The sequence below is a fragment of the Microbulbifer sp. VAAF005 genome (assembly GCF_030012985.1).
Classification (GTDB): domain Bacteria; phylum Pseudomonadota; class Gammaproteobacteria; order Pseudomonadales; family Cellvibrionaceae; genus Microbulbifer.
On sequence record NZ_CP120233.1, the window covers coordinates 2,315,334 to 2,341,501 of the forward strand.

23 protein-coding genes and 2 pseudogenes are annotated in these 26,168 nt (G+C 48.5%); 19 read left to right on the top strand and 6 right to left on the bottom strand.

The genetic code is table 11. The features are described 5' to 3' along the window. The first annotated feature begins 21 nt into the window (after nucleotides 1–21). The 7 genes and pseudogenes from rsxA to P0078_RS10225 all read left to right on the top strand — a co-directional run bounded on the left by rsxA (nucleotide 22) and on the right by P0078_RS10225 (nucleotide 6,852). A complete protein-coding gene (rsxA, locus tag P0078_RS10195; RefSeq protein WP_108731788.1) occupies nucleotides 22–597 on the top strand; it encodes an electron transport complex subunit RsxA in 576 nt (191 codons plus the stop codon). Nucleotides 598–606: 9 nt separating this feature from the next. Next, nucleotides 607–1,219, top strand: a pseudogene (rsxB, locus tag P0078_RS10200) (electron transport complex subunit RsxB). 71 nt (nucleotides 1,220–1,290) lie between these two features. Beyond that, nucleotides 1,291–3,342: an electron transport complex subunit RsxC gene (gene rsxC / locus P0078_RS10205; RefSeq protein ID WP_282934587.1), complete on the top strand. Its 2,052-nt coding sequence runs from the start codon at nucleotides 1,291–1,293 to the stop codon at nucleotides 3,340–3,342. Next, complete coding sequence (locus P0078_RS10210) at nucleotides 3,342–4,394, top strand: RnfABCDGE type electron transport complex subunit D (protein ID WP_282934269.1); 1,053 nt, start codon at nucleotides 3,342–3,344, stop codon at nucleotides 4,392–4,394. Before rsxC ends, P0078_RS10210 begins: the two co-directional genes overlap by 1 nt. Then, nucleotides 4,394–5,098 (top strand): electron transport complex subunit RsxG, encoded by a 705-nt coding sequence (gene rsxG / locus P0078_RS10215; RefSeq protein ID WP_282934270.1) that lies wholly within the window; start codon nucleotides 4,394–4,396, stop codon nucleotides 5,096–5,098. The genes P0078_RS10210 and rsxG overlap by 1 nt, the downstream gene beginning before the upstream one ends. Beyond that, nucleotides 5,098–5,811 carry an electron transport complex subunit E gene (locus P0078_RS10220; protein ID WP_282934271.1) on the top strand — a complete coding sequence of 238 codons (714 nt, stop codon included), beginning with the start codon at nucleotides 5,098–5,100 and terminating at the stop codon, nucleotides 5,809–5,811. The genes rsxG and P0078_RS10220 overlap by 1 nt, the downstream gene beginning before the upstream one ends. Nucleotides 5,812–6,144: 333 nt before the next feature. Next, on the top strand, nucleotides 6,145–6,852 hold the full coding sequence (locus P0078_RS10225; RefSeq protein WP_282934272.1) for a TetR/AcrR family transcriptional regulator: 708 nt from the start codon (nucleotides 6,145–6,147) through the stop codon (nucleotides 6,850–6,852). Between the two features lie 101 nt (nucleotides 6,853–6,953). Here P0078_RS10225 and P0078_RS10230 read toward each other — a convergent pair whose 3' ends face one another. Both P0078_RS10230 and P0078_RS10235 read right to left on the bottom strand, forming a co-directional pair. After that, complete coding sequence (locus tag P0078_RS10230; protein ID WP_282934273.1) at nucleotides 6,954–8,114, bottom strand: SO2930 family diheme c-type cytochrome; 1,161 nt, start codon at nucleotides 8,112–8,114, stop codon at nucleotides 6,954–6,956. Continuing rightward, nucleotides 8,104–9,399: a parallel beta-helix domain-containing protein gene (locus P0078_RS10235; protein WP_282934274.1), complete on the bottom strand. Its 1,296-nt coding sequence runs from the start codon at nucleotides 9,397–9,399 to the stop codon at nucleotides 8,104–8,106. The genes P0078_RS10230 and P0078_RS10235 overlap by 11 nt, the downstream gene beginning before the upstream one ends. A gap of 219 nt (nucleotides 9,400–9,618) precedes the next feature. On the opposite strand from P0078_RS10235, the gene P0078_RS10240 reads away from it, so the two are divergent. Beyond that, nucleotides 9,619–10,131: a hypothetical protein gene (locus P0078_RS10240; RefSeq protein ID WP_282934275.1), complete on the top strand. Its 513-nt coding sequence runs from the start codon at nucleotides 9,619–9,621 to the stop codon at nucleotides 10,129–10,131. 2 nt (nucleotides 10,132–10,133) lie between these two features. On the opposite strand, the pseudogene P0078_RS10250 reads toward P0078_RS10240, so the two are convergent. From P0078_RS10250 to P0078_RS10265, 4 genes and pseudogenes are all read right to left on the bottom strand, one after another. Next, nucleotides 10,134–11,068, bottom strand: a pseudogene (locus tag P0078_RS10250) (alpha/beta hydrolase). Between the two features lie 169 nt (nucleotides 11,069–11,237). After that, nucleotides 11,238–11,840 (bottom strand): Yip1 family protein, encoded by a 603-nt coding sequence (locus P0078_RS10255; protein WP_282934278.1) that lies wholly within the window; start codon nucleotides 11,838–11,840, stop codon nucleotides 11,238–11,240. 341 nt (nucleotides 11,841–12,181) lie between these two features. Beyond that, complete coding sequence (ilvE, locus tag P0078_RS10260) at nucleotides 12,182–12,982, bottom strand: branched-chain-amino-acid transaminase (protein WP_282934279.1); 801 nt, start codon at nucleotides 12,980–12,982, stop codon at nucleotides 12,182–12,184. Then, complete coding sequence (locus P0078_RS10265) at nucleotides 12,979–13,245, bottom strand: hypothetical protein (protein ID WP_282934280.1); 267 nt, start codon at nucleotides 13,243–13,245, stop codon at nucleotides 12,979–12,981. Before P0078_RS10265 ends, ilvE begins: the two co-directional genes overlap by 4 nt. Nucleotides 13,246–13,863: 618 nt before the next feature. On the opposite strand from P0078_RS10265, the gene P0078_RS10270 reads away from it, so the two are divergent. The 11 genes from P0078_RS10270 to P0078_RS10320 all read left to right on the top strand — a co-directional run bounded on the left by P0078_RS10270 (nucleotide 13,864) and on the right by P0078_RS10320 (nucleotide 26,162). Continuing rightward, nucleotides 13,864–15,162 carry a tetratricopeptide repeat protein gene (locus tag P0078_RS10270; RefSeq protein ID WP_282934281.1) on the top strand — a complete coding sequence of 433 codons (1,299 nt, stop codon included), beginning with the start codon at nucleotides 13,864–13,866 and terminating at the stop codon, nucleotides 15,160–15,162. Nucleotides 15,163–15,686: 524 nt separating this feature from the next. After that, complete coding sequence (locus P0078_RS10275) at nucleotides 15,687–16,448, top strand: hypothetical protein (protein WP_282934282.1); 762 nt, start codon at nucleotides 15,687–15,689, stop codon at nucleotides 16,446–16,448. Between the two features lie 17 nt (nucleotides 16,449–16,465). Then, nucleotides 16,466–17,686, top strand: a complete 1,221-nt coding sequence (locus P0078_RS10280; protein WP_282934283.1) for a hypothetical protein — start codon at nucleotides 16,466–16,468, stop codon at nucleotides 17,684–17,686. Between the two features lie 102 nt (nucleotides 17,687–17,788). Beyond that, nucleotides 17,789–19,345 carry a hypothetical protein gene (locus P0078_RS10285; RefSeq protein WP_282934284.1) on the top strand — a complete coding sequence of 519 codons (1,557 nt, stop codon included), beginning with the start codon at nucleotides 17,789–17,791 and terminating at the stop codon, nucleotides 19,343–19,345. Nucleotides 19,346–19,618: 273 nt separating this feature from the next. Further along, nucleotides 19,619–21,709 carry a PEGA domain-containing protein gene (locus tag P0078_RS10290; protein ID WP_282934285.1) on the top strand — a complete coding sequence of 697 codons (2,091 nt, stop codon included), beginning with the start codon at nucleotides 19,619–19,621 and terminating at the stop codon, nucleotides 21,707–21,709. Between the two features lie 9 nt (nucleotides 21,710–21,718). Next, nucleotides 21,719–21,928 (top strand): hypothetical protein, encoded by a 210-nt coding sequence (locus tag P0078_RS10295; RefSeq protein WP_282934286.1) that lies wholly within the window; start codon nucleotides 21,719–21,721, stop codon nucleotides 21,926–21,928. A gap of 24 nt (nucleotides 21,929–21,952) precedes the next feature. Continuing rightward, nucleotides 21,953–22,747: a MotA/TolQ/ExbB proton channel family protein gene (locus P0078_RS10300; RefSeq protein WP_282934287.1), complete on the top strand. Its 795-nt coding sequence runs from the start codon at nucleotides 21,953–21,955 to the stop codon at nucleotides 22,745–22,747. 38 nt (nucleotides 22,748–22,785) lie between these two features. Next, a complete protein-coding gene (locus P0078_RS10305; protein WP_282934288.1) occupies nucleotides 22,786–23,781 on the top strand; it encodes a hypothetical protein in 996 nt (331 codons plus the stop codon). Beyond that, complete coding sequence (locus tag P0078_RS10310; RefSeq protein WP_282934289.1) at nucleotides 23,772–24,089, top strand: hypothetical protein; 318 nt, start codon at nucleotides 23,772–23,774, stop codon at nucleotides 24,087–24,089. Before P0078_RS10305 ends, P0078_RS10310 begins: the two co-directional genes overlap by 10 nt. Next, nucleotides 24,079–25,161, top strand: a complete 1,083-nt coding sequence (locus P0078_RS10315; protein ID WP_282934290.1) for a vWA domain-containing protein — start codon at nucleotides 24,079–24,081, stop codon at nucleotides 25,159–25,161. The genes P0078_RS10310 and P0078_RS10315 overlap by 11 nt, the downstream gene beginning before the upstream one ends. Next, nucleotides 25,158–26,162, top strand: a complete 1,005-nt coding sequence (locus P0078_RS10320) for a VWA domain-containing protein (protein ID WP_282934291.1) — start codon at nucleotides 25,158–25,160, stop codon at nucleotides 26,160–26,162. The genes P0078_RS10315 and P0078_RS10320 overlap by 4 nt, the downstream gene beginning before the upstream one ends. The last annotated feature ends 6 nt before the right edge of the window (nucleotides 26,163–26,168 follow it).

The window sequence follows — 26,168 nt, forward strand, 5'->3', positions numbered from 1 at the left end:
AGGGCTTTAACCGGACCTGTTATGACCGAATTTGCCGTCATTCTGCTCAGCACCATCTTGGTCAATAATTATGTGTTAGTGCAGTTTCTCGGCCTGTGCCCGTTTATGGGAGTTTCCAATAAACTGGAGACCGCTGTGGGTATGGCCGGCGCTACCACCTTTGTACTTACTTTGGCCTCTATTTGTTCATACCTGGTCAACACCTATCTGTTGGCCCCCTTTGGTATTGAAGATCTTCGCACCATCTCATTTATTCTGGTGATTGCTGTTGTCGTACAGTTCACGCAGATGTTTATCCAGAAGACCAGCCCCTTGATGTACAAGGTGTTAGGCGTTTTTCTACCGCTGATCACTACCAACTGTGCCGTGTTGGGTGTCGCTCTACAGAACACTATGAAAGCGCACACTTTTATACAGTCCACTCTTTACGGATTTGGCGCAGCAGTGGGTTTCTCCCTGGTATTAATCTTGTTTTCCTCGATGCGCGAGCGCCTCTTTGCCGCCGATGTCCCGCTGCCATTTCGCGGCGCCGCAATCGGTATGGTCACTGCCGGACTGATGTCACTGGCATTTATGGGCTTTAGCGGTCTGGTATAGGATTTCGATATGCTGGACTGGATTTCACAAATTTCTTCTCCCCTACTGGTGCTCGGTGGCATGGCATTGGTATTCGGTGCCCTGCTGGGTTTCGCCGCCGTTCGCTTCCGGGTGGAGGGTGACCCGCTCGTTGAGCAGGTCGATGCCCTGTTGCCACAGACTCAATGTGGCCAGTGTGGCTACCCCGGCTGTCGCCCCTACGCAGAAGCGATAGTGCACGGCGATACCATCAACAAGTGCCCCCGGCGGGCAGGCCACTATCAATGAGTTGGCCAATCTGCTGGATATAGAGCCCATGCCGTTGGACGCCGAGCACGGTATTGAAGATGTAAAAAAAGTGGCATTTATCCGCGAGGCAGAGTGCATCGGTTGCACCAAATGTATTCAGGCCTGCCCGGTAGATGCCATTGCCGGCGCCGCCAAATATATGCACACGGTAATCACCGATGAGTGCACAGGGTGTGACCTTTGTGTCGAACCCTGCCCCGTTGACTGTATCGATATGGTTCCCCTGGAAACCGCTTTACAGGATTGGCATCCACACAAGCCCAGCGATAGCTCGGCGCTGATTGCCAGCGATCGCCGCACTATTCAAGAACATACCGGGGGAGGCGCGGTTTGAACCCCGTAGATAGCAAGACCAAGCAAAGAGAGGCCGTTCAGGAGAGACGCGCAGCCCGCGAGGCACAACTAATTGCCAGTGAAAAAGCGCGCGAGCTGCGCCCCAACGACTTCCCCGGCGGAGTGCACCCTCCCGAGAACAAACACCAGAGTACCGGTGAGCCTATAGGAGTGATCCCCCTCGCCGAGGACTTGATCGTACCACTGCTACAGCACTCCGGTACCACCGCCATACCGCTGGTGAACCTCGGTGATAAGGTATTAAAGGGGCAAAAGATTGCCGAAGCCGACGGTTTCATTAGCTGTCCAGTGCATGCTCCCAGCTCCGGCAGGGTTATGGCCATTGAACCCTATCCAGTACCCCACCCTTCGGGTCTGCTGGAGGACTGCATTGTCATTCGCACAGACGGCGATGATGCCTGGTGCGAACTCACCCCGTGCGAAGATTACCTTCAGGTTTCACCGATAGAGCTTCTGGATAAGATCCGCGACTGCGGTATTGCCGGCATGGGCGGTGCAGGGTTTCCAACCGCTGTGAAGCTAGACCCTCACGGCGGCGCCGAAATTGATACTTTGATTATCAATGGCACAGAGTGTGAACCCTATATCACTGCCGACGATATGCTAATGCGGGAGCGTGCCGACGAAATTATCGCCGGCGTGGAAATTCTTGCCCATATCCTCGACCAGCCCGAACGGGTATTGATTGGTATCGAAGACAATAAGCCCAAAGCTATCCGCGCGATGCGCAAAGCTGTCGAAGGCACTCGATTCGATATCGTGGTATTCCCCACAAAGTATCCGTCCGGCGGCGAAAAACAGCTGATTCAAATCCTTACCGGCCGAGAAGTGCCCAACAAAGGGCTACCGGCTAACGTGGGGATTGTATGCCAGAATGTCGGCACTGCTCGCGCGGTATATCGCGCGATTCGGTTTGGCGAACCCCTGATCAGCCGAGTGACGACTGTTGTCGGCAAAGCGCTGGAGCAGCAGCGCAATATCGATGTACCTATCGGCACTCCCATAGAACATATCCTCAAATATCACGGTGTCCATCGCGGCCTGATGCAAAAGGTGATCATCGGCGGTCCGATGATGGGTTATACGATTGACGATCAACGCGCCCCAATCGTGAAAACCACCAACTGCCTACTGGTACCGACCCATGAGGAGCTACCGCCAGCACCGGTGGCCCAAGCTTGTATTCGCTGCGGTTTTTGCGCAGAGGCATGCCCGGCTTCCCTGCTACCGCAACAACTCTATTGGTATGCCCGCGCCGACGAACGGGAGAAGCTACAGGCCTATAACCTGTTTGACTGTATCGAGTGCGGTGCCTGCTCTTACGTCTGCCCCAGTACGATTCCCCTGGTTCAGTACTATCGCGCTGCCAAAGGCGCAATTCGCACTGCTGAAGCGGAAAAAGAGAAGTCCGATCGCGCACGCGATCGTTTCGAATTCCGCAAGTTGCGCCTTGAAAAAGCTGAAAAAGAGAAAGAAGCAAAACGCGAAGCCCGGCGCAAAGCCGCTGAACAAGCTCGCCAGCAAAGGGAACAAAACCCTGAATCTCCGACAGCCAAAGCTGAGAAGCAGGAAGCAGATGTTGTTGCCGCCGCCCTGGCGCGAGTTAAGTCCCGCCAGGAGGACCCTAAGCAGCTTTTAGCCCGCGCCCAGCGTACTTTCTCCAGTGCCGAGAGCCGGGTGGAACGCATGCGTAACAAACTGGAAGCTGCCGATGAGAGCCAGCGCGACCAATTGGCAGCGCAACTCAAGGCTGCTGAAGTGAAATTGCAGGAAGCACAACACAAGTTGACCCTTGCCGAACGACGCGCCGATAGGGATACCACCCGGGAGCCCAACCAGGAAGAAACCAGTGCAGCTGTGCGGGCAATTACCAAAGCCCGTGCCTCCGCAGAGGCGCGGGCCCAGATGAGTGACGCCGACAGACTTGCTGCAGATATCGAAGCACTACGCAAGCGCGTCGCCAAAGCTGAGACTCGCCTGCAAAAGGCTCGTGATGAAGATGATGCCAATCTGGGCGCATTCGAAAGTGCCCTGGAGAAGCTACAAAAGAAACTGGAAGACAAAATGCGCGAACAACAAGCAGCACAGGACGGAAAGCAATAATGTCTCTGATGCGCGCCACCTCCCCTCACGCCCGTTCCGGCAATGACACCACTAAAGTCATGCTACAAGTCGCCGCGGCCACCATACCCGGTGTGCTGGCGATGGTGATTTATTTCGGTATCGGGGTGCTGATCAATATTGCCCTGTGCACAATCACAGCGCTTCTGTGTGAAGCAGCGGTAATGAGATTGCGCGGCAGGCCGGCAGCATTCTATCTGCGGGATTGCAGTGCTTTTGTAACTGCACTGCTGCTCGGTATCGCGCTTCCAGCCTACTGTGCTTGGTGGCTGCCGATAGTGGGCACTGCGGTGGCAATTGTCCTGGCCAAGCATCTTTATGGCGGCATGGGGTACAACCCATTTAACCCCGCAATGGTGGGCTATGTTGTCCTGCTGATTAGTTTCCCGGTAGATATGACCCGCTGGGTGGGAGCTGCAGAGGTTATTGGCGGGACACCCAGCCTGGAAGAAGCCTTCTCTCTGGTAATCGGTAGCTACAATGTCGATGGTTTTACCCGCGCTACACCGCTGGAAATCGTGCGGTTAAACGAGTCAGTGCTTCTCTCCCAGCTCTATGAAATGGAGCCGGTCCTCAATAAAGGCACATTTGCTGGAGTCGGTTGGGAAACCGTCAGCTTCGGATTCCTGTTAGGTGGGCTGTTCTTATTATTTCGCGGCATTATTACCTGGCATGCTCCGGTTGCCATGCTCGCCACCCTCACTCTGATTTCCCTGTTTTTCTACGACAGCGGCAGTTCCTTGTCAGAGGGATCCCCCGTACTGCATTTATTTTCTGGGGCCACCATGTTTGGGGCCTTCTTTATTATTACCGACCCTGTCAGCGGTGCCACCAGTAACCGGGGCCGCCTGATTTTTGGGGCCGGTGTTGGGCTGCTCACTTATGTAATCCGGGCCTGGGGCACTTACCCCGATGCGGTGGCTTTTGCTGTATTGCTGATGAACTTTGCAACACCAACCATTGATAACTACACGCTTCCACGGACCTATGGCCACAAGGGCTCCCGCCGCGCTACCGACCTGGAGGAGAGCTGATGCTTAAACAGTCAATGGCCTCCAATGCCGCCGTTCTCACTCTTATCGCCCTGGTCACTGCAGGTACACTCGCAGTGACCCAGATTACGACTAAAGAGCCGATTGAGAGAGCTATCCGGGAAGCTTCGGCGAAAGCACTACTGGAAATTATCCCATTGGAACGCCACAGTAATGACATGTTGGTAGACACCTATCCAATTCCAAAACCTTACTGGAATCAGCTAGGCCTACAACAAGGTGGAGATATCAATCTCGCGCGGGAAGAAGACGGAAAAGTCTCCGCAGTCATTGTGCCCGCAGTCACACCGGATGGATATTCCGGCCCGATAAAAATACTCGTTGGTGTGAATCGCGATGGCACCATTGCTGGCGTCAGGGTGACAAGCCACACAGAAACTCCGGGGCTGGGCGATAAAGTCGAGCTGAAAAAAAGTAACTGGGTGCTCCAGTTTGACGGCCTGTCACTAAAAAATCCGCCCTCAGCCGATTGGAAAGTACAGAAGGATGGCGGTGTTTTTGATGAATTTACTGGCGCAACAATTACTCCTCGCGCTGTTGTCAATGAAGTACACCAAGTGCTTGAGTTTGTAGCCCAGCACCACGAACAAATATTTAATGCGCCAATGTCCAAGCGAGCAGTAGAGATTGAGAGCTCTGAAATCGACTCGGAACAAGTACCTGCGGCGGTTGAGGAGCAGAACTGATGGCAACTCCCGGCTACACAGAAATCGCCCAAAATGGGCTGTGGAAAAATAACCCCGCGCTGGTGCAATTGCTTGGCCTCTGTCCCCTGCTGGCGGTCACCGGTTCCGTAGTGAACGGCATCGGCCTCGGTTTGGCCACTACCGGAGTTCTCACCTGCTCCAACCTTGCGGTCTCCCTAATCCGACGACAAATTCCGGATACTGTCCGTTTACCAGCCTCCGTTATGATCATCGCCACCTTCGTTACCTGCGTTGAGCTATTGATGAAGGCTTATACCTACGAGCTTTACTTGGTGCTAGGTATTTTTATCCCGCTAATCGTAACCAACTGTGCGATCCTCGGGCGAGCAGATGCTTTTGCCAGTAAAAACCCCGTGCTTCCGTCCCTGGCAGATGGATTTATGATGGGTATAGGTTTCACTGCAGTACTCATCGCCATTGGCGCAGTCAGAGAAATTCTTGGCCAAGGCACGCTATTTTCAGATATGGACTTGTTATTTGGTTCAATGGCAAAAGATTGGGGTATTTCCATTTTTGGCAGTGACTATCCAGGCGTTCTTGTTGCCGTGCTTCCTCCCGGTGCATTCCTTGTCGCCGGCTTATTGATCGCAGCAAAAAACGCCATTGATATCGGTATTGAAAGACATAAAAGCCAGAAAGTTAAGATCATTCCAGGCTCAAAGCGCGTACGTGTTACCGGAAAAATCTCTTAAGATAAGCAGCAGCTAACCAATTTAATTCTGCAATTGAATGGCTATTTATCCTGCCAATCGATTGCAGAACTTAATTTTTTCACCAAAAGCCAAAATGTGAACCCCCTCACTAATCTATATCTTGCGGATTTTTCATCTTTCACTTTTTCAGTATGATGAGATACATCATCAAATCCCCACTTTTTTACATTTATTGCGCTGTACCAGTGCAATATTCGTGTAATCGAATGTAATAGCATTATTCCCTTTTTTTAATTTTGTTTGGCTAGAATGGCACGGCCGACCAGCTTCACCTTGCTATCGGCGCCAACGCAATAAGACAGGGATAATGCTATGACTGTAGACACTGGAAAGTCTGAATTGGTCTACCACGGCCGCCGGGCCCAACGCGCAGATAGCCGTCTGCGGCGCAAGGCGATTCTAGAGGCCACCCTGAGACTGATCGTTAAAGAAGGTATCCGCGGCATCAGGCACCGTGCAGTCGCCCGCGAAGCTAACGTTCCTCTCGCGGCTACTACTTATTATTTCAAAGACCTGAATGACCTGATCAGCGATTCATTTACTTATTTTGTTGAGCAGGGACTCGAGGCTACACGCCAACTGCATGAAGAGAGTTTTAGTGCGGCACGTAATTTATCCGCACAGGAACGGGCATCACATAGCAGTCGTAAACTGCTGATTCAACAATTGACCCGTTTTATTCTTACTCATGTCCGCACCCAGGCTGAAGACCGGGATCGCAGATTGGTTGAACTAGCATTCCGCAATGAAGCGCTTCGCAATGAGCAGCTGACCCGCGCGGTGCGGATGGCCAATCACGCCAGAGAGTCAATGATCAAGGAATTCTTCCAATTACTGGGTCTAGCAGATTCTGAAGCGGCTGCACAAATTGCTCACGGTACGATCCTGAACCTTGAGTATGAAATTTTGAGTGGTGCTATTGCTATCGACTCGCCGCTGTTGGAACGCACCGTCACCTTGATGATCAACGGATTAATTCCAGCGGCAACAGTTGTTGCTGAAACTGCAGCATACGGCTGAATCTTTCTGAATTACTCGTCTCCAGGAAACGGGTATGGAGTTGTCCCCTCCATACCCAACTCCTCTTTATATAGCTCTTTCCAGATAGCTTCCAATAAAGATTAAGTGCAGCTTCCCGGTAGGGAGCTTACCCACTGCTTTAGTAATTCAACGCCCTCTGTATGCACCATGCTTCTACCTAATTCAGGCATCATGGCCCCAGGCGCGGTAGACTCTAAACGAAAATTCAAAATAGAATTTTCAGGCTCTCCCGGTACTATTGCGAATAAATGCCCTCCACTGCCTGTACCCGCAGCAATAGGCGGTTTACATAGCCCAAGTTTGCGCCAATCAGTTTCGCCATGATGCAACATAAGCCCTGAGGTATCTGCCGGCCCAGTGGGATTGTGGCAGTGGCCACAATTGATATCCAAATATGCCCTGGCGCGATCTTCCAGCGACACAGTCGCATCGTAAATATTGGCATTTCTCGGCAAACTTTTCAGATCAGGCAGTCCACGTAAATAGCCAGCCTTTTGCCAAAACAGCAATTGATTTTCTACTCCGCTACGGTAGGGAAAGTCTTTATTCAGATGTCGAGCCTTAGGGCCGAGAGGAGAAATGGCTTTTTCAGTAAACTTTTCTGCATGGCAACCAGCACATTGATTGGCGTCAGGTACTACATAACTAAGGTTTTCCTGCTGTCCGTTCAGGCTAGCCAACTGAAAATTTTTCACATCACCAGCAATCTCAAGAGTTGCCTCAGTCTGCTCTTTATTCCAGACATAGGGCAGCGCCTGCCAATTTTCCTGCCTGCGGATTAAAAGCCGTGTCTCAACGAGACGGACACGATTTAAATCAAGTGCCTGCCCAAAGCGCCCCTCAACATAATCTGTAGAAAAATCATCGGTACGACGAACTACACCAATACTCTCCTGTGGATAGTAAAATGTCTTGCTTAAGATAGTTCCGACAGGGTAATGAAACTGTTCTTCTCCGTAGGTTGCAAAAGCCCCCTCAGGCAGCCAGATAGTTCTGAACTTATGAGCATAATCGGTAAATAACCCCGTATTTAAATCATAAGGTAATGCTCTTTCTGCAGGGAAGAGCACACTTTTCTCCAGCCTCAATAAATTCCATGCACTGAGTTTTTCGGGTACCTCTTCTGCTGGGAATAAATGAACACCCTTTTTGTATGATTCACACCCCGCAAGGCCAATCAATAATATAAGGCTCCAAATAGAGTAGATAAGTTGCCTACTTATTTGATTATTATTCTTCATTAGCTACCTCTATCACTGCCAAATGGTCTTCATTTTCCAGCTTTGAATCAAAGTCTAAAACTACTTTGGCAAGCTTTTCCAAATGACACTGATGAGGTGCTATATCCGTGGATATATTCTTATACTCATTTCCAAAATCTATATTGAGAATTCCTGCAGGTTCGTTATCAATACATAACTTTAATGCCTCAGGTATTTGACCATCCACCAGTTTACTTTGATCAACAACCCCATCCCAAAGAATATCCGGCAGTGTACCTGATATTCCAAACATAGCTAACTTCAGAGCTTTTAACTTAAGATGATCTGGCGATGTACCACCGCCAGAAAAGTTATTGGCATAGATATAAATCCCCTCTGGGTATGGGTCAAAGTCAGCTTGCGTAGACTTATCACTATAGTATCCAGCCGTAAAATAGCTGCTGATCAATATGTTAGCAGTATCATTATCAGAAATATCATTTTCAAAAATCTCCACCCGATCATTCGAGTTAATAACCACCCCAGATCCTGCTGGCACGGCAGCAACTGGCGTGCCCTCATGGCCAAAATTTTTAGTATTATTATTCTTTATCTGGTTATTGTAGATACGTGTACTGTGCCCTGGCTGCGGAAGATTAGGCATATTAAAAACAAGAATTCCCCCAGTATTATTCACAGCAATATTGTTGTAAACATCTGCACCGATCGTATTCTCTACCTCAATACCCGCCACATTAAATTCTGCACGGCTATTGCGAACAATAACATTCCGCGACTGACCGACATAAATCCCTGCATCTGAAGCACCAATAGCTACCACACCATCGATTAAAGTATTTTCAGTCTGTACAGGATAAATACCATAGGCACCATTCTGGGTAGATGGGCCATTGGTCCATTCAACACGAACATCCCTGATGATAATGTTTTTGCCTTCATTAATTTTCAGGGCATCGCCTATGGTATCCTCAATAGCCAACCCCTCAATAATAAAGTTACTGGCATTAACTAATATCCCCTCAGCACCCTGAATTTGCCCCTCAAAGGAGAGGACAGATTTATCCATGCCAGCTCCACGTAGCGTTACCCCATCAATATTCAGGGATAAACTACGATTAATATGGAATTTACCCTCAGGAATAGTAATAACATCCCCGGTCTTTGCAGATATCAGTTTTTTTAATAGTTGCTTTTGAAAATCAACCTTACTGGAACTGTCCTCAACTCTGGATTCAGGCCGTTCAGAACATCCAACGGATACTATTAAAGCCAGAATTACTCCCATATACGCTAAAGTCTTCATAGCCACACCTTTTATATAAATTATTGTCAATTGAGCTACTCAAACCTCAAATTGGCACCTTTGTACCAATTTAAAGGTGAAAACAGGACTAAATACACACTTTGATACTATCCAACCAACACCTCGTTATCAAGGCGCTATTATTAGTACAGAAGACAACCCTAGAGATTCATTTAAGCGCCATACTCCCAAAAACAAAAACCACTTATTGAAATCAAGATGGCCAGCACTTCAATTAAAAAATGTCAGTTTTTGTGTTTTCTTATTTACGTATTCTGCTCACTTGACGCTGCTGCCGAAATGATAGCGATACAGGTCTCTGCTCCTAATGGATCAAACCTCTACACAGAACAACCTATCGATAAAAGTACAGATATCAAAGGAAGCGAGCCTATCTATATCAAGATATCATCAACTCAATATCAAGCGATAAAATGCAAAGGCCCGTGGGGCGCTACAAAGTACAAAAAATGGATGACGGAGGGGCCTGGTTTCAAGCTCTACCAAAGTGATAAGCAGCTGCTCATTCAGGTTGTTGAACACCGGGTAATTAGCGCTGACATGGCCATTAACTCCATGAGCATACATTGCATGGACGCAGAACCTAAACAAGTTATTAAATCAATAGCGGAGATAGTGATCGAAAGATCAATAAATTCAGAAGAAATACTAGAGTTTGATAACGGGTATAAATTATCTTACCAGTACTCAATTACAAAAGGAAAGCCGTAAGTTTAATCATTCAGGAAACTATTCATGCCTGCATAAACTTTTGCGCACTCCCCTTTCACCAAGTCTTCAAGAATCAAAAATGGATGAATCATATCGGAAAAGTGAACATTTTCAGATCTAACACCCACCTCTTCCACTTTCCGGTAGTAAATATCCCCAGTATCCCGGTGCGGGCAAAACTCCACGGTAAAAACTAAGGTTTCAGGAAGAGCTGCCGTAAAATCCATAAAAAGAGGGGATGCTTTTTTCTACACTGCCCCTCAGCAAAATATTGCCCCAAGTACCAAATTGATTTTCGTGCCTCTAAAAAATAGCCTACCGCATTCTCTTCATGGGACCGTAAATGCATGGTGTAATCGAGAACCGGATAAATTAAAACCTGCTTTTTAATCTTAATGCTGTAGTCAAATTGAGCCAGGTGAGACATTGTGGCGGCCAGAGCGCCACCTGCAGAGTCCCCAGCGACAGACAAACTCGGCTGATAATATAAGCCCAATCTATCCAGTGCCGCCCAAACTCCAATAACTGCAGCATAGCAATCTGTTACTGCGCTCGGATAGCGATTCTCAGGGGCCAACCGGTACTCAGGCGCAACAACAATATGTCGAGTCTCCCGGGCAATCTTTCTGCAAATCGGGTCAAATGAATAAACGTTTCCAGCTACATGACCACCGCCATGAAAATAGACAAGAACTGGTAGAACTTCATCGGGATAGGGGACAAAGACTCTTACGGGTACGTCATATCCAGAGGCATAGATAATGCCATCTTGCACCGAGGCAACATCTGGAATATCGGTCACATACTTATCTATAAACTTTGTGGTCGATTCCCGAACATTGATGGGGTTGAACTCAAAGCCCTTCGAGTAGAGCTCTTTCATAGAGCTGTTGAATTCTTCGAGAAACCCCGAAAGGCGGTCATTTACTTTACGCATTGTCGTTACAGCCAGGATAGAAGAGACTTCGCCGTACCCGTGAATATGAGCCCCTTCACCGGGTACGACGTCGATAGCTTGTATCCCCACCACAACAACAGCCCTAAATCTCCTGGCGAAAATGCCTGAAACGACATTTCATCTAGTGATAGCTACGAGCCCAAACTACTCAAGAGGAGTAAAAGACCGGTGCGGATACATAACTCCAGAATAGAACTGTAGCAACCATAATAATGACTGCCATGACGAGTGACACCGTAATAATCGCACTGGCAAAAAGGAAGCCACGCTCTTCAGAAACACCCATCACAATAGGAATTCCCAAATAAAGCAGATAGACGGCGTAAGCAACCGCCAGAGTTGCGAGCAGTATGTCCAGCCACAACACAGGGTAAACCCCTGCAATACCCACAATAAAAATAGGCGTGGCAGTGAAACCCGCTACAACAACGCCTTTAAGGGGGTGAGTTTCGGCTCCGTAAGTCTTGGCCATCCAATGGATGAAATAACCAATAGCAGTGACAGCCAAAACCATTGTGCAATAAAATACGGCAACCAATTCCAAAGCACTTTGTCCCGTAATTCTCACCGGGGTACCAGTGCCAATCGTCCAGCCAACTTGTGTCGTGCCAAAATACCACGCAGCTGCAGGAAGTAATGCCAGAACGATGACATAAGGAACCTGTCTACGCAGATTACGTTCAGAGAGACTGCCAATAAGCTGCCACTGTCTACGTGGTTGCAGCATAAGGCCAAGCATATGGGTCAACATCTCGTTATCCTCAACTGTGCAAGGAACTATAAGCGAGACCTATTAGCTCAAATTGATCTTGGAACTGCTGGTCAAAATGAGGTGTACCGCAATCAGGCCACTCTCAAGCTCCAATTTATTTCTTATTTAACCCCTTCACTTTTAGGTGTTAAGGTCGCACAAGTCAACAAACTCAATTAAATTGGCGGGAATGTTTACGCGAGCGTTTCGCTTGGAAACAAGTAAATAGAAAACACTGCTACAAAAAAACCCGCGAAGGATAAAGCAGGGTTTATGGTGGGGAAAGCTGATTACTAGACCCAGGCAGCCTTGGAAACTGCCCGGGTACGAAGATTCAGTACTTAAACTACAGGCTCAACAGAATGCATCCACCCGTAAGCATCCTCAGAACGCCCCTCCTGAATATCCAGCAGTGCTTGTCGCAAACGCTCTGCAACAGGACCTGGGGCATCGGCTAGTTCGTACCCTCTATCACCATCGCCAATTACGCTGATAGGACTGATTATTGCAGCAGTACCGCAAGCAAAAGCTTCGCTACAGTCTCCAGAAGCTATCTGCTCTAACAGCTCATCAATGGGGATCGCCCGCTCAACAACCTTGTACCCCAATCCCTCCGCAAGCTGGATCAGAGAATATCGTGTGATGCCCTCGAGAATTGAGCCGTTCAACGCTGGGGTATATATAGTGCCATCAATGACCGCAAAAAAATTCATCCCTGACAGCTCATCGATACTCTGCCGATTAGAGGGGCTCAACCAAAGCGACTGATCATAACCTCGCTCTTTAAGGCGGCCGATACTAAGTAGAGAACTGGCATAATTTCCGCCAACTTTGGCATCCCCAGTTCCCCCTACTGCAGCTCGAGCATCTTCTCTCTCAACCCACAAACGCATATTGCCGGAATGGTAGGCTTCCGAGGGACTAGCTATTACATAAAATTCATAGGCATTACTGGCTGAAACCGTTAGGTCCGGCTGGGTTCCCATTAGGAAAGGACGCAGGTACAGGGACTCACCGCTGTTGCTCGGGAGCAGGCCAGCGCAGTAAGCAGTCACAACACGAACGCCATCCAGGAACAGGGACTCAGGAACCGGAGGCATACATAAGCGCTTAGCTGAATATGCCATTCGTGCAGCATTCATTTCGGGCCTGAACAGTGCAGCTCCCCCTCGGAAGTTCGATAGGCCTTCATTCCTTCAAAGCATGACTGCGCGTAGTGAAGTACCTTAGCAGCAGGGTCGACGGTCAGAGGCGCATAGGGGATCAACTCTCCACTACTCCAGCAACCATCCTGCCAAATGGCGCGAAACATTACTGGGGCCATGGCGGTTCCAAAGCCCAGCTTCTCGGGTGCTTCATAGCCCCTAAGGCTTACCGCGATCTCTGGATCGATATAGATACTCACTGAGCTCTCCTCTGAATTCGAATCAGCTGATTATGGCGCTTGTTACGCTGCAATCCAAATAGATCAACCTCTGATACAGCAACAGCAGTAATCTAACCCCAAATTCAGCCTACTTGTTAGGACGATGATCCACCTATTTAGCTTCCGCCATCCTGATGTGGCACCAGCGCCAACCAAGCCACTCGCTACACTTCGCTGCCAAGTCGCGATATCAGACGTAATCAACAAATTTTTGGCATCTACTTACAGTCCCTCACCCCTAATTTGCACTCCCAACTGCTAAACCAAAAGGGTGGTCACAGGCATGCTGGCGCAATGGGCATTAAGTGGCTGAAGTACCCGCCGCAGCTTCCTTCTTGGCACATAGTGCTAGCTATACTGACTAATACGCGGCCAGGCAGGCATTTATAAGCATCCAGTCGCGCCGTCACTGTGAGCTTGAGGATACCCCCTCAATGCGCTCAGGGTCGAGAGAACCACATTCAGGAGAGAACTTCCGCCGTATTCGCTGTTGCAGTGGGCGAGCGGAAATAAGACCCGAAAACTGACAGGTGCAGGTTCCAACCTCAGCTGTTTGGTATTCGGTGAAGCCAAATATGAAACGGAAGTGGTTCAATCGTGACACAGATAGATACCAGCAATTCCTTTGCTATCGGCTTGATGTTTACAGCCACAGCACTGCTGTGTAATGGCGCCCTGGCCGACGATGGCGCACCTGTGGCAGTCCAAACTAATGCACCTCCAAAAGCCTTTATTGAAGCCGCCTCGAAACCACTCAAGAAAACCCCTCGACAGCTAAGGCCCTCCGAGGCTGTCGAAAATTATCGTGAACGTATAGAGGAGCTCGAAGCCCAATATGGTGCTTATGGCGCCGGTATTGATGAACAGCTTTTGGGGCTAGCCACCGCATTACAGAAAGCTGGCGATCATGAGCAGGCTGTCACTGAATTTCGTCGTGCAATGCTGATTAGCAGAGTCAATGAGGGGCTCTATTCCCTAAGTCAAATCCCTATGATCAAGCGCTTGATCGAGAGCCAAATAGCGCTCAACCAATGGGAAGAAGCCAATGACAATCAGCAATACCTTTACTGGCTCTATCAGAAGAATTACGGAGAGAAAGATCCTCGGATGTTGCCAGTAATCAACAACCTGAGCCGGTGGCATTTACAGGCATATGTGGAGGAAAAAGGAGACACTCTATTTGAGCACCTAATTAGTGCAACCAACCTTTACAGCTTGGCTGTTGATATCATTACGAAAAATTTTGGTTCTGCCGACTTGCGTCTTGTGGATGCCCTGCGCGGATTAAAAGCTACTAATTATTATCTCGCTACCTACAAGGGCGAGCCCAATTCACCGGTATTTGTAAACGCCAGTTTTGGTGGCAGTAGCTCTGACTCACACCAGAGGACCAAACTAGACCACTATCGGATGAAAAGTTTTAAAACCGGAAAAAAAGCCATTACTCGCATCGTAGATGTTTACCAGAGAAATCCCAAGTCGCCACCGGCTGCCTCTGCAAAAGCCAAAGTTGAATTAGGCGACTGGTATATGATGTTTAACAAGTGGCACTCTGCACGTCAAACCTATGGAGAAGCTTATAAAGCACTTTGGGATAATGGTGCTTCTAACGAAGAAATAGAAGATATTTTTGGAAAACCCGTAGCTCTACCCTCGCTTCCCGTACTGGAATCGGACAGCAAAACTCTAGCTAACTCACGAATTACGGTCTCCTATGATGTCACCGCTTTTGGCAAAGCAAGAAATATAAAAATATTGAGGGCTTACCCATCCGATAAAGTAAAAATTCGATCAAAAGTTAAAAATATTCTAAAACGCGCCAAGTTCAGACCACGCTTTGAAGATGGAGAGGCGGTGGAAACTCAAGGAATTGTACAGCGCTTTATATTTGACTGAGATACTTATCACCACTCACACAAGCTCGGCCTGGATCCTACGCAAATAGTCAAATAACAACTATTTTTAAAGTTCCACGTCGAGCATTTGCTAAAGCCGGAAAGACGTCCATCGTGTCTCGTCCGGCCACACCGGCAAACAGTCTAGGAGAGAAAGAGATGACACCTCAAGCTGCGGTAGAAAATTTTCACCGCCATAGCTGTTTGTCGAAAGTACTGACATCTATTACCTTGGCGGTCGTTTTGACCAGTGGATGTAAGAGTCAGCAAACTCAGTCGCAGCCACCGGCGATGCCATCCCCTCCATCCTCCAGCTCGTCTTCCAGTTCTACATCGCAGTCGAACAATAGCAGTAGCTCGCAAAGCTCAAGCCAGTCTACGGCGTCGAGCAATGGACAGCCTAGCAGCAGCTCCTCAAGTCAGCCCAGTGCGAATATGCCAACGGCAAGATCAGAGCAGAGCCAATCCACTAGTAGCGGCAGTAGTGGGTCAGAGTCGAGGGATCAGAGTTCACCAGGCGACCAAATGCCAAACCCAGATGGCTCAAATGATCCATCGTCACCAATATATTCCGACCCAGAACAAACCAGTCAAACTCAGGAAAAACCTTCTGACCCTTCATCCGGGGAAGACGGAACTCCGCCCGAGGAAATTGACTTTTCAGAGGAAGAGCAATCATCTTCATCTTCATCTTCATCTTCCAGTAGCAGCTCTGCAGCTGACGGCGCTACTGCAAGTAATTCAAACTCTGGGCAGCCTGGTGGTGGCTCACCACGCTCCGGTAGCGCTCCCAATGAAGCTCCCTCTTCATCGGCAGATCGCGTTGCCGAACTTGAGGGCCAATTTGAATCCACTATGGTCAGCTATGACGGCATGATTTTGCGGGAGCGTGACTTTGTAAGAAACAGACCGGGATCAGCCTCTACAGAAAATGAAGAGGAAGCGATGGATGAAGCTCCTCCGTCAGGAGAATCTCTGGAAGACTTAATTCAATCTGCAGAGGCTGAAATTCCACCAGCGCCCAATGTGGGCCCTACCTCAGGTAAGGGACCAAAAAATAATAACTCCAGTGGCCAAATTACTGGCCCCGGCCTACCTGCCTCAGGTCGTAAAGGTGATTTTGACCACACAGGTTCACAAACTGTTGTCCCTGCCGATATACCCAGTGGTACTGATGATGACGTCGTGGCCCGGCAAATTCGTGAAGCCGCTACACGCGAAACCGATCCCGAATTGCGCGAGAAACTATGGGAAGAGTATCGCAAGTATAAAAGTGCAACGCAGTAGCCTTGGAGAACACCGATATGTCGACCAACCAAAGCACCCGACCGGTAAAATATCAACTCTTCACAAGGGCCATAGCATTTTTACTGACCCTTGTTTTAATCAATGGATGTACCACTACAGAAGTTAGAACCACCGCATTTACTCCCCTGACGATTGAAGATAACAATGTTCCGGAAGAGAGGCTTCTGGATGTCGGCGTCATCCAATTCAATCCGGGGCTCGACGTAGCACAAGCTGATGAAGATGAGCTTGTTTTCCCCGAACTACGCCAAGCAGAATCCCGTTATATGGCTGTCACTCTTGCCGATTCATTACAGTCCAGCCTGGGGTGGGGAGCTGTAAGGGTTATTCCATCGAGCCGCACCAATATTGATGTGACCGTATCCGGGCGTATTTTGCAATCTGATGGAGAAAAGCTGACGGTGGAAATCACCGTATCCGATTCCCGGGGGCAGTTGTGGTTTACCAAGCAGTATTCAGAGAACGCATCCCACTATGCCTACGACCGAAAGCACCCTACTGAAGGAGATGCTTTTCAGGGAATCTATAACCGTATTGCTAACGATATGCTGAATTACCGACAAAATCTTTCAAATCAGCAAATCGTAGAGCTGCGCACAATTTCTGAGATGCGGTTTGCACGGGATTTTTCTCCCCAGGCATTCAATCGCTATTTAACTCAAAGCGCTGAGGGTGTCTATTTTTTAAGTGCTTTACCCGCAGAGAATGACCCCATGTTACAGAGGGTAAGAAAAATACGGGAAAGAGATTATCTGTTTGTCGACACTCTGCAGGAGTACTACGGCACCTTCGCCAAAAGTATGGAAGTTCCCTATCAGGAGTGGCGAGCCCGCAGCTATGAAGAAGTAAGGGAGATGCGAGAGTTAAAGCGCAAAGCCCGCAATCACACAATTATGGGGGCAGCAGCCATTATTGGAGGTATCGCTGCTGCTGGCGCTGGCACTGGAAGCGCCCAGGCAGCTGGGCAGGTTGGAATCGGTGCCGGGGGCTATCTTGTTAAAAGTGCATTTGACCGAAAATCCGATGCCAAGATGCATTTGGAAGCTCTGCAAGAATTAGGAGACTCCATCGAGGCAGAGGTAGAACCGCAAATTGTTGAGCTGGAAGATCGCACTATTACCCTCACAGGTACTGTTGAAAATCAGTATCGGCAATGGCGGGAAATTCTCAAGGAAATCTATGAAGCCGAAACTGGCGCAGTCAGTAACAGCATTTAAATTACGTTAGAGGTACCCAAAAAGCACGCTAATCAATGTGATTAGTTATTACTGAATACCCAACATCTTCACTGGGTCATTGAATAACACGGCGGAATCACTATGCAGCACCGCGATAATTCCAAGGAAGATACAGTTCATATAGAGCCCGCAGAATTCACATTCGGCGGAGAGGAAAGCTCTAAATCCCCTAAGTCAACGACTGCTAACGCTATTCATCAACGGGAGCAAAGGTCCTACTGGCCCGCCGTTCTTGGGGTGATAATGGTAAGCGCACTGGTCGGTGTATTTTGGGGGCTTCCTCAGGTTGTAAAACCACCAAAGCGTTCAGCCGATACAACTGTCTCCGTACAGCCTGGAAACAGCGCAGCTGTGGAGAGCAACCAAAAATCTCCTTACAGCGATGCAGAAATAATGCAGCAGCGTAGGGAGGTTCAAAAGGTTCTCCAGGAAATTCTTGAAATCAAAGATGAGCTCAAAGATCGAAAGGTAGAAGTATGGGCTTTTGAAGAATTCTACTCTGCTGAAGACTTGGCTCTAAAAGCCGATGAAATTTATCGCAAACGCAATTTTATGGCAGCGCTCGAAAAATACCGGGAATCACTCCAGGCATTAGAGTACCTGAAAGATAGTATTCCCGAGCGTATTGAAACACATATTAGTGAAGGTAATCGAGCTCTCAACCAAGGGCATAAGGACTCCGCCAGCGATGCTTTCAAGATGGTATTAACCATATCCAATAACCATCCCAGAGGCCTGAAGGGTATTGAGCGAGCCGACAAACTCCCCCTCGCTTGGTGGCACTTAACTCAAGGAACAAAGGCATTTAAACAGGCCAAATTGGATTTGGCTCAGGAACAGCTCAAAAAATCTCTCGCGATAGACTCAGAAACAACCGATGCTCAGAATCTATTGGCAAAGGTTGAGGGTGCAATTACAGAAAGGGATTACCAAAGCGCGATGTCATCTGGCTACGGTGCAATTGCCGAAGAAAAATTTGAATCGGCAAAATCCTATTTTCATCGAGCAAAAAACTTAAAGCCCACGGCAAAAGCCCCCGATATTGGCTTAGCACAAGCACAAAATGAAGCCGACAGAGTGCAAATAGAAAAACTCCTCCAACAAGCACGCATGGAAGAAAGCAAGGAAGAATGGCACAGAGCCCTAAAAAGTTATACAGACTTGGTCAAGAAGGACTCTAGCCTGGTGGACGCAATAACAGGTAAGGCTAGAGCTGCTGCCAGAGCAAAGCTGGATGACCAGTTAAAAGACTTAATTCAAGATCCACTAACCCTTGGCGAAGGTAAAAGGAACTATTTTGCCCGACAAGTACTAACAGACGCTCGCAAACTCAATACTAAAACCCCAAGGCTGCAAAGACAAATTGAAGACCTTGAAAATGCCCTGACACAAGCCCTGATCCCCTTACCGGTTAAATTCAAGTCGGATCGAACCACTAGTGTCACCATTTACCATGTAGGGAAATTAGGTAATTTTGACCAGAGGGAAATCGCGCTGAAACCTGGGCGCTATATCGCCATTGGTACCAGAGAAGGTTACCGAGACGTTCGCCAAGAGTTTGTTGTAAAACCAGGTAAGCCCACAACGGAAGTTGTTATCCAATGTGCCGAAAGAATAAATGGTGCCAATAATAGTTAAATGAGAGAACCCAGACAGCAGCATAAACTCTAAAAATAAGATTTTCCGTAATGAGCTCCGATGACAACAGACACCTCGTTGAGCTGAGCGAAACGAGGTGTTCTGTGACAAACACCCTATAAATCCCCATGCAGATTACGCCAGCAAGCTAAGCTTTCTGCAGATAGAAAATTGTGTACCCACCTTTGGTCAGGCTGACTGAGCATAAAGCGATGCGTGCCAAACCAATGCCATTGCGAAAAATCTATAAGTACCAGCAATAGGGAAACATAAATGACAGTGAAGGAAGCAGTACCTGTCCAGGATGAAAAGCCGCCAGTTCAGGAACAAAGCCTGATTGAGCCAGTTGGATTCACCCCGGTACAAATAAAATCTACCCGCGCGCGACTCTTTCTTTCTAAGCGAGCATTGATTGTCGCAGGTTGCCTTTTACTCGCTATTTTTGCACTCAGCTATCTGATTATGGCGCGGTCATTAATCTTTGATACCAACCCGGTTGATGCCCGCATCAAGGTCAGTGGGTTCGCTATTCCTCTGGGCGATGGACATTTGGTTTTACCTGGTAATTATCAATTCACGATCAGTGCTGACGGCTATTTGCCCCAGAGTGGCGAAGTCGAAGTAAAACGTGACGGGCACAGTCGCCACTCCATTTCCCTGGAAAAACTTCCCGGCCACCTACAGGTTAAAACAACGCCCCCTGTACCAGTAAAAATCCTTATTAATGGACGGGAAGTACCCAATAAAAATGGTCTTGTGGAAGCAATCAACGCAGGTCCTATGCGTGTGACTGTCCTATCAGACCGGTACTTGCCGTTCACACGTGAAATAAATGTTGAAGGGTTAGACAATACCCACACACTGGAGGCCGCACTTCGACCGGCCTGGGCCAATATCACCGTCAGCAGCAACCCTCCCGGGGCCACGGTCACAGTTGAAGGAAAAGTTCTCGGCAGAACACCACTGACCACTGAATTAGTTCAGGGCGACAGAACCGTATCCATTTCACTGCCTGAACATAAAACTGTCGATATTCCTGTCGCTGTTACAGCCGGTGTCGATCAAACGCTAGCAACCGTCAGCCTGGGACCCGCTGATGGACTTTTACGCGTTGTTACCACCCCAGAGGGAGCGGGAGTGACAGTCAACGGAGAGTTTCGCGGTCATACCCCACTGGAACTGGAATTGGCCTCCGGCCACAGGCATAGACTTCGCTTCTTCAAGGATGGCTACGCCTCTATTGAGCACACAGTTGACCTCGGTGCTGGAACACAGCGGGACCTGAATATAAACCTAAATGCTGTGTACGGCAGGGTTCACGTCAGTAGCGTCCCTCCAGATGCAGAAGTTTACATTGATGGTCAATACGCCGGGAACAGTGGACAAACTTTTAACCTGCCAGCTCGCAGCCATAACATTGTCGTACGCAAACAGGGCTACCAGGAATTTGACACTCGTGTCATTCCCAGCACGAAACTGGAGCAAACTGTCAGAGCGGTACTGCTTACATCCGAACAAGCGCGCTGGAGAGAAACCCCATCAACTTTGCGTCACGCAGCTGGCGGCACCATGAAACTCATGCGCCCCAACGCCGTATTTACCATGGGATCATCCCGGCGAGAACAGGGGCGGCGGGCAAACGAGGTTATGCGTCAGGTATCTCTAAATCGGCCTTTCTATATTGGGACCACTGAAGTTACTAACCGGGAATATCGGCGTTTCAAGCGCCTGCATACCTCAAGCCATATAAATGGTGTCAGTCTCGACAATGACAATCTGCCAGTTGTAAATGTCAGTTGGGTAGAGGCAGTGCTATTTTGCAATTGGCTCAGTGAAAGAGACGGTCTCACACCGGTCTATTTGACGGAAGCCGGGCGTGTTGTCGGCTTTGATGGCGCAGCCAACGGTTATCGTTTACCGACTGAAGCCGAATGGGCCTGGGTTGCACGATACGATCAAGGCACCATGAAAAAATTCCCTTGGGGAAATGAGCTACCAATAAAGAGCAATTCCGGAAACTACGCAGATACTACTGCCACAAAACTAGTTCCTGCAGTCCTTCGCACCTACAGTGATCGTTACGCAGCTACCTCACCGGTAGGTAGCTACAGTCCTAATGCTTTTGGTATTTATGACTTGGGTGGAAATGTCTCTGAATGGATTCACGATCTATACACGATAGGGACCGGATTATCCCGACGTATCGAAGAAAACCCTGTCGGTCCAGAGGATGGGGACTTCCATGTAATCCGTGGTTCCAGCTGGCGTCATTCGGGGTTGACTGAGTTGCGCCTCTCCTACCGTGATTACGGAGAATCCGCTCGTAATGATATTGGCTTCCGCCTTGCCCGCTGGGTGAATTAGGAGACTAGTGTGAAATATTTATTACTTACTTTACTGCTTCTATTTATCAACTTTGCGTACGCAGAAGATGAAAACAAGCCGAAAGAGAACCAGCAAACAGCGGCAGTAATTCCCAAGAAAGAAGCACCAATAACTAGGAATAAAAGTAATTCAGATGACTATAAGGCCTCGGAAGAAATCTCCGAAGACTTATCGGTTTCCTTTCCCGTAGATATATAGAAATAGCTTCTAGCGAGTATCGCCATGAAATTTAAATCATCGGATTTTGTCTTCCAGGTCTTTGCTCTTCTGGGGTCTATTATTTTGGTCCACGCGATTTATGTCGCCATTATTCGCCCTAATGCAGATGCGCTAATTGAGGAGCAACTGGCGAGGGAGGCCGCTGGGGAAACCTACGTTCAACAACGCTCTATCTACATTGTGATGCGCGACTATGAGCAAGAGGCCTGCTTTGTTCTGATGTTGTGGGCAATGGCCATTATGGGACTAAAGGCACAGAGAAGCATTCGCGAGCGAAAATTACTGGACAAAGCTCTACTTAATATCAGCGAGGGAACTCCTATTCTTCCCGAGGATACCCGTGATTTATCCCGCCCGATACAAGCCCTTCCTGAAGAGGAACGACGATATTTAGTTCCCAGGGCACTACTCACCGCCCTGCAGCGATTCGGTTCTACTAAGAATGTCGCCGCCGTTTCCAACTCTGTAAAAGAGGTTTGCGAAACTGAGGGAGACAGACTCGACTCTGAGCTGGCAATGGTTCGCTATATTACGTGGGCTATTCCATCTATCGGATTTATTGGCACGGTACGAGGTATCGGCGAAGCATTATCACAGGCGCATCGAGCCGTAGAGGGGGATATAGCTGGCGTGACGGTAAGTCTGGGGGTCGCGTTTAACTCTACCTTTATCGCCCTGGTAATTAGTATCGTCATTATGTTTTTCACTCACCAGCTACAACTCATGCAGGAGCGTCTGGTGTTGGATACACAAAGTTACTGTGACAACCGCTTACTGCGTTTTCTGAAAATCAGCTAGCGGTTTTACCTGAATAAGTCGTAGCGAGGAATAAACCCATGGGACAAGGCGTCCTGGAAATAAATGACTGCGGATTACGTGTATTTTCAAATACTAACGAAGTACTGGAAAGTCCTGGAATTGCAGTTATTGAACACAATAAAATTCATATTGGTACCTCAGCTCAAATGCGTGCCAGGAGCCATCCGACTCAGGTTAACAACCAGTTTTGGAGAAGACTGAGCCTCGAGTCACTAAAGTCAGAAAATCAACGCTGCCGCCACCATGCCGACTTGGTCTACTGCCACCTTCAGGAAATCGCGGAGCACTGTGACCTTCCCGATGAAATTGTTCTCGCTGTTCCCGGCAATTTTACCCACGAACAACTGGCTTTACTCCTGGGGGTTATTAAAGTTAGCGATATCAATATCGTAGGTATTGTTGATGCAGCAACCGCGTGCCTGGGTAATTTGGCTCCTGCTGGAATCCAGCTGCATATCGACCTACAACTCCACCAGACACTGGTAACAAAGATTGCTGTGGATAAGCAAGCCACGGTGAAAACGGTAGAAACTGTTGCCGACGCAGGACTACACAACTTCCAGGAATCCTGGGCTCGCGTATTTACCGATGCATTTATTATGCAGTGCCGATTTGACCCTCTCCATTCAGCTGAATCAGAACAGCAACTCTATGATTTGATGCCCCAGTGGACTGATCGAGCGATGCGTCACGGAGAAGTTCTAGCTGAACTTGATGATCGAACAGCAAAGATCAGCCTGCGGCAGCTTCAAGATGCAACAACCCCTCTCCTATCCCGTATACGAGCAATGATTGAAAACCTGGAGGAAAGTCAAAGTGTGAGTTTTATCTCCCATCGCTGGGCTGATATCCCAGGGGGAATTCAGCTTGCCCAACGTGTACATCTTCTCTCAAGAGACTCCATTGCACATGCCATCAATCATCGCTGGAAAGAATTACGCAGTGATAGCAGTACATTGAAACTGATCAACTCTGTCACTGCCCTCCCCCTAGCGAGGTCAAGGTGCATGTAGAGAAATCCTCAGAAACCGTAGCGACACATTTACTTTTTGGACACAAGGCACTGGCCGCCCAGGAACCTCTATTCGTTTTCTGGCATGACGAGAAATTTCAAGTCACCCCAACACCACCGGAGCACCCTGCCGCAACAGTCACAAATCATGCCGGCAGACTTGCTTTGCGGGTGGATGCTGGAATTCAGCTCACACTCAATGGAAAAGAGATTGAGTCACCCGTTAATCTCAACGCCGGCGATACAATTGGAGTTGCAGATTATCAAGATGTGATAACTGCGATTAGCGTGGAGCGATATGGGGCGTAAAAAGCGTCGTTTTTCCACATTTAGCCTGTCCTTCCTCGATATCATGTCCTGTGGTTTTGGGGCAGTAGCGTTAATTTTTCTTATTATCAAACACGGCTCCGATCACCAAGTTGAAGTAGAGACTGAAGATCTCACTGCCGAGGTGAACCTTCTGGAAGAGGAGGTGGAATTTGGACAGGAACACTTAGTTCAAGCCAGAAATACTCTGGATGTCGTTAGTGATGAACTGGTTGAGGCTCAAGGGCTTGCCAGACGCATTTTGGAGCAAATAGAGGAAACCAAAGGCAATATCGCTGAAATCGACAGTATCGATGAAGAAGAGGATATCAAGAGGCTACAAGATAAACTCAAAAAACTGGAGCAGGCGAAAAAGAACCTTGAGGAAGAAAATAAAAAGCTGGGAAATAACGTTCGCAAATTTGTCGGTGATGGAGATCGTCAATACCTCACCGGCCTGCGCCTAGGCGGTAATCGCATCCTGATACTATTGGATTCATCGGCGTCTATGCTCGGCGACGAGCTTATTAAAATAATACGCGCCCGTAACATGTCTTCACCGGTAAAACGCAAAACTGAAAAATGGCGCAGGGCCGTCAGCACAGTCTCCTGGCTTACTGCTCAGTTTCCCAGGGATAGCCAATACCAGATCTATACTTTTAATACCTCTTTTCGTGCCGCAATAGCCGGTACAGAAGATCGCTGGCTCAATGTGGATGACCGCGACCAGTTGGACCAGGCTATCAAGGGGCTAGATGAAGTAGTGCCGGAAAATGGTACCAGTCTAGAGAGAGTATTTAACGCTATTAACGCTATGACGCCACTGCCCGACAACATTATTCTCATTACCGATGGGTTACCGACCCAAGGGATGAGTGCGCCCAGAAAACCCACTATTTCGGGTAGAGACAGGCGCAGTCTATTCAAGCGCGCGGTTAAAGTGCTCCCCAAGAATATCCCCATCAATGTCATTCTTGCCCCTATGGAGGGGGACCCATTTGCGGCTAGTGAATTTTGGAAGCTGGCGATGCAAAGCAAAGGCTCTTTCCTTGCACCTTCGAGGGACTGGCCATGATAGGAGCACAAAAAAAGCGTCGCCAGGAGGAGTTCAGCATTTCTTTCCTGGATGTTATCTGCTGCGGATTTGGCGCAATTGTTTTGCTGCTGATGATCGCCAAGACTGCAGAACCGATTGTATTAGAGGAAGCTGAAGTAGACCTCGAAGGGCAGGTATTGGAACTACAGCAACAGCTGGGGGAAATCCGTGGTGAGACCACAGTTATCAACCGGGATCTAAATTCAAAGCGAGAACAAATCGATATCGAGCGCAAGAGAATTGCCAACCTGCGCGGTGAGTTGGAAGCACTTCAAGCGGAATTTGCCAGTAAAACCGAAGGGCAAAGTGAGGATGGCAAACTCAAAGGTGAGCTGACCATTGCACTACAATCCATCACTGATGAAATGCGTCGCCTACTGGGCGAGAACTACCAGCGTAAAAACAATGTTATTGGCGGAATCCCTGTCGACAGCGAATACATTCTCTTCATTATCGACACCTCCGGCAGTATGTTTAATTACGGCTGGGACCGAATGATGGCGGAGATGGTCAATACTCTAGACCTTTATCCCAATGTTAAAGGTATCCAGGTCATGAATGATATGGGGGACTATATGTTCTTCAATTATCGAAACAAGTGGATACCTGATACCCCAGGACGCCGCCAAGCGATATTAAAGCGGTTGAAGTCCTGGAATCCTTTTAGTAACTCCAGCCCTGTTGAAGGTATCCAGAAAGCCGTCCGCAGCTTTTATGATCCCAGTAAGAAAATCAGTATTTATGTGCTTGGCGATGAATTCACCGGAAAATCAATCCGCAGGGTTATGTTAGCTGTCGAACGGGTAAATGCTAAGCACGGTGAGGGAAAACGAAATATCAGAATCCATGCAGTAGGATTCCCTGTACAGTTCTCTCGCCCTCCACACCTACAAACCACAGGACTGCGCTTTGCGGCCCTTATGCGCGAACTCACCTATCGAAATGGCGGCACTTTCGTGGGGTTGAATGACTTTCGCTAGTTAAAT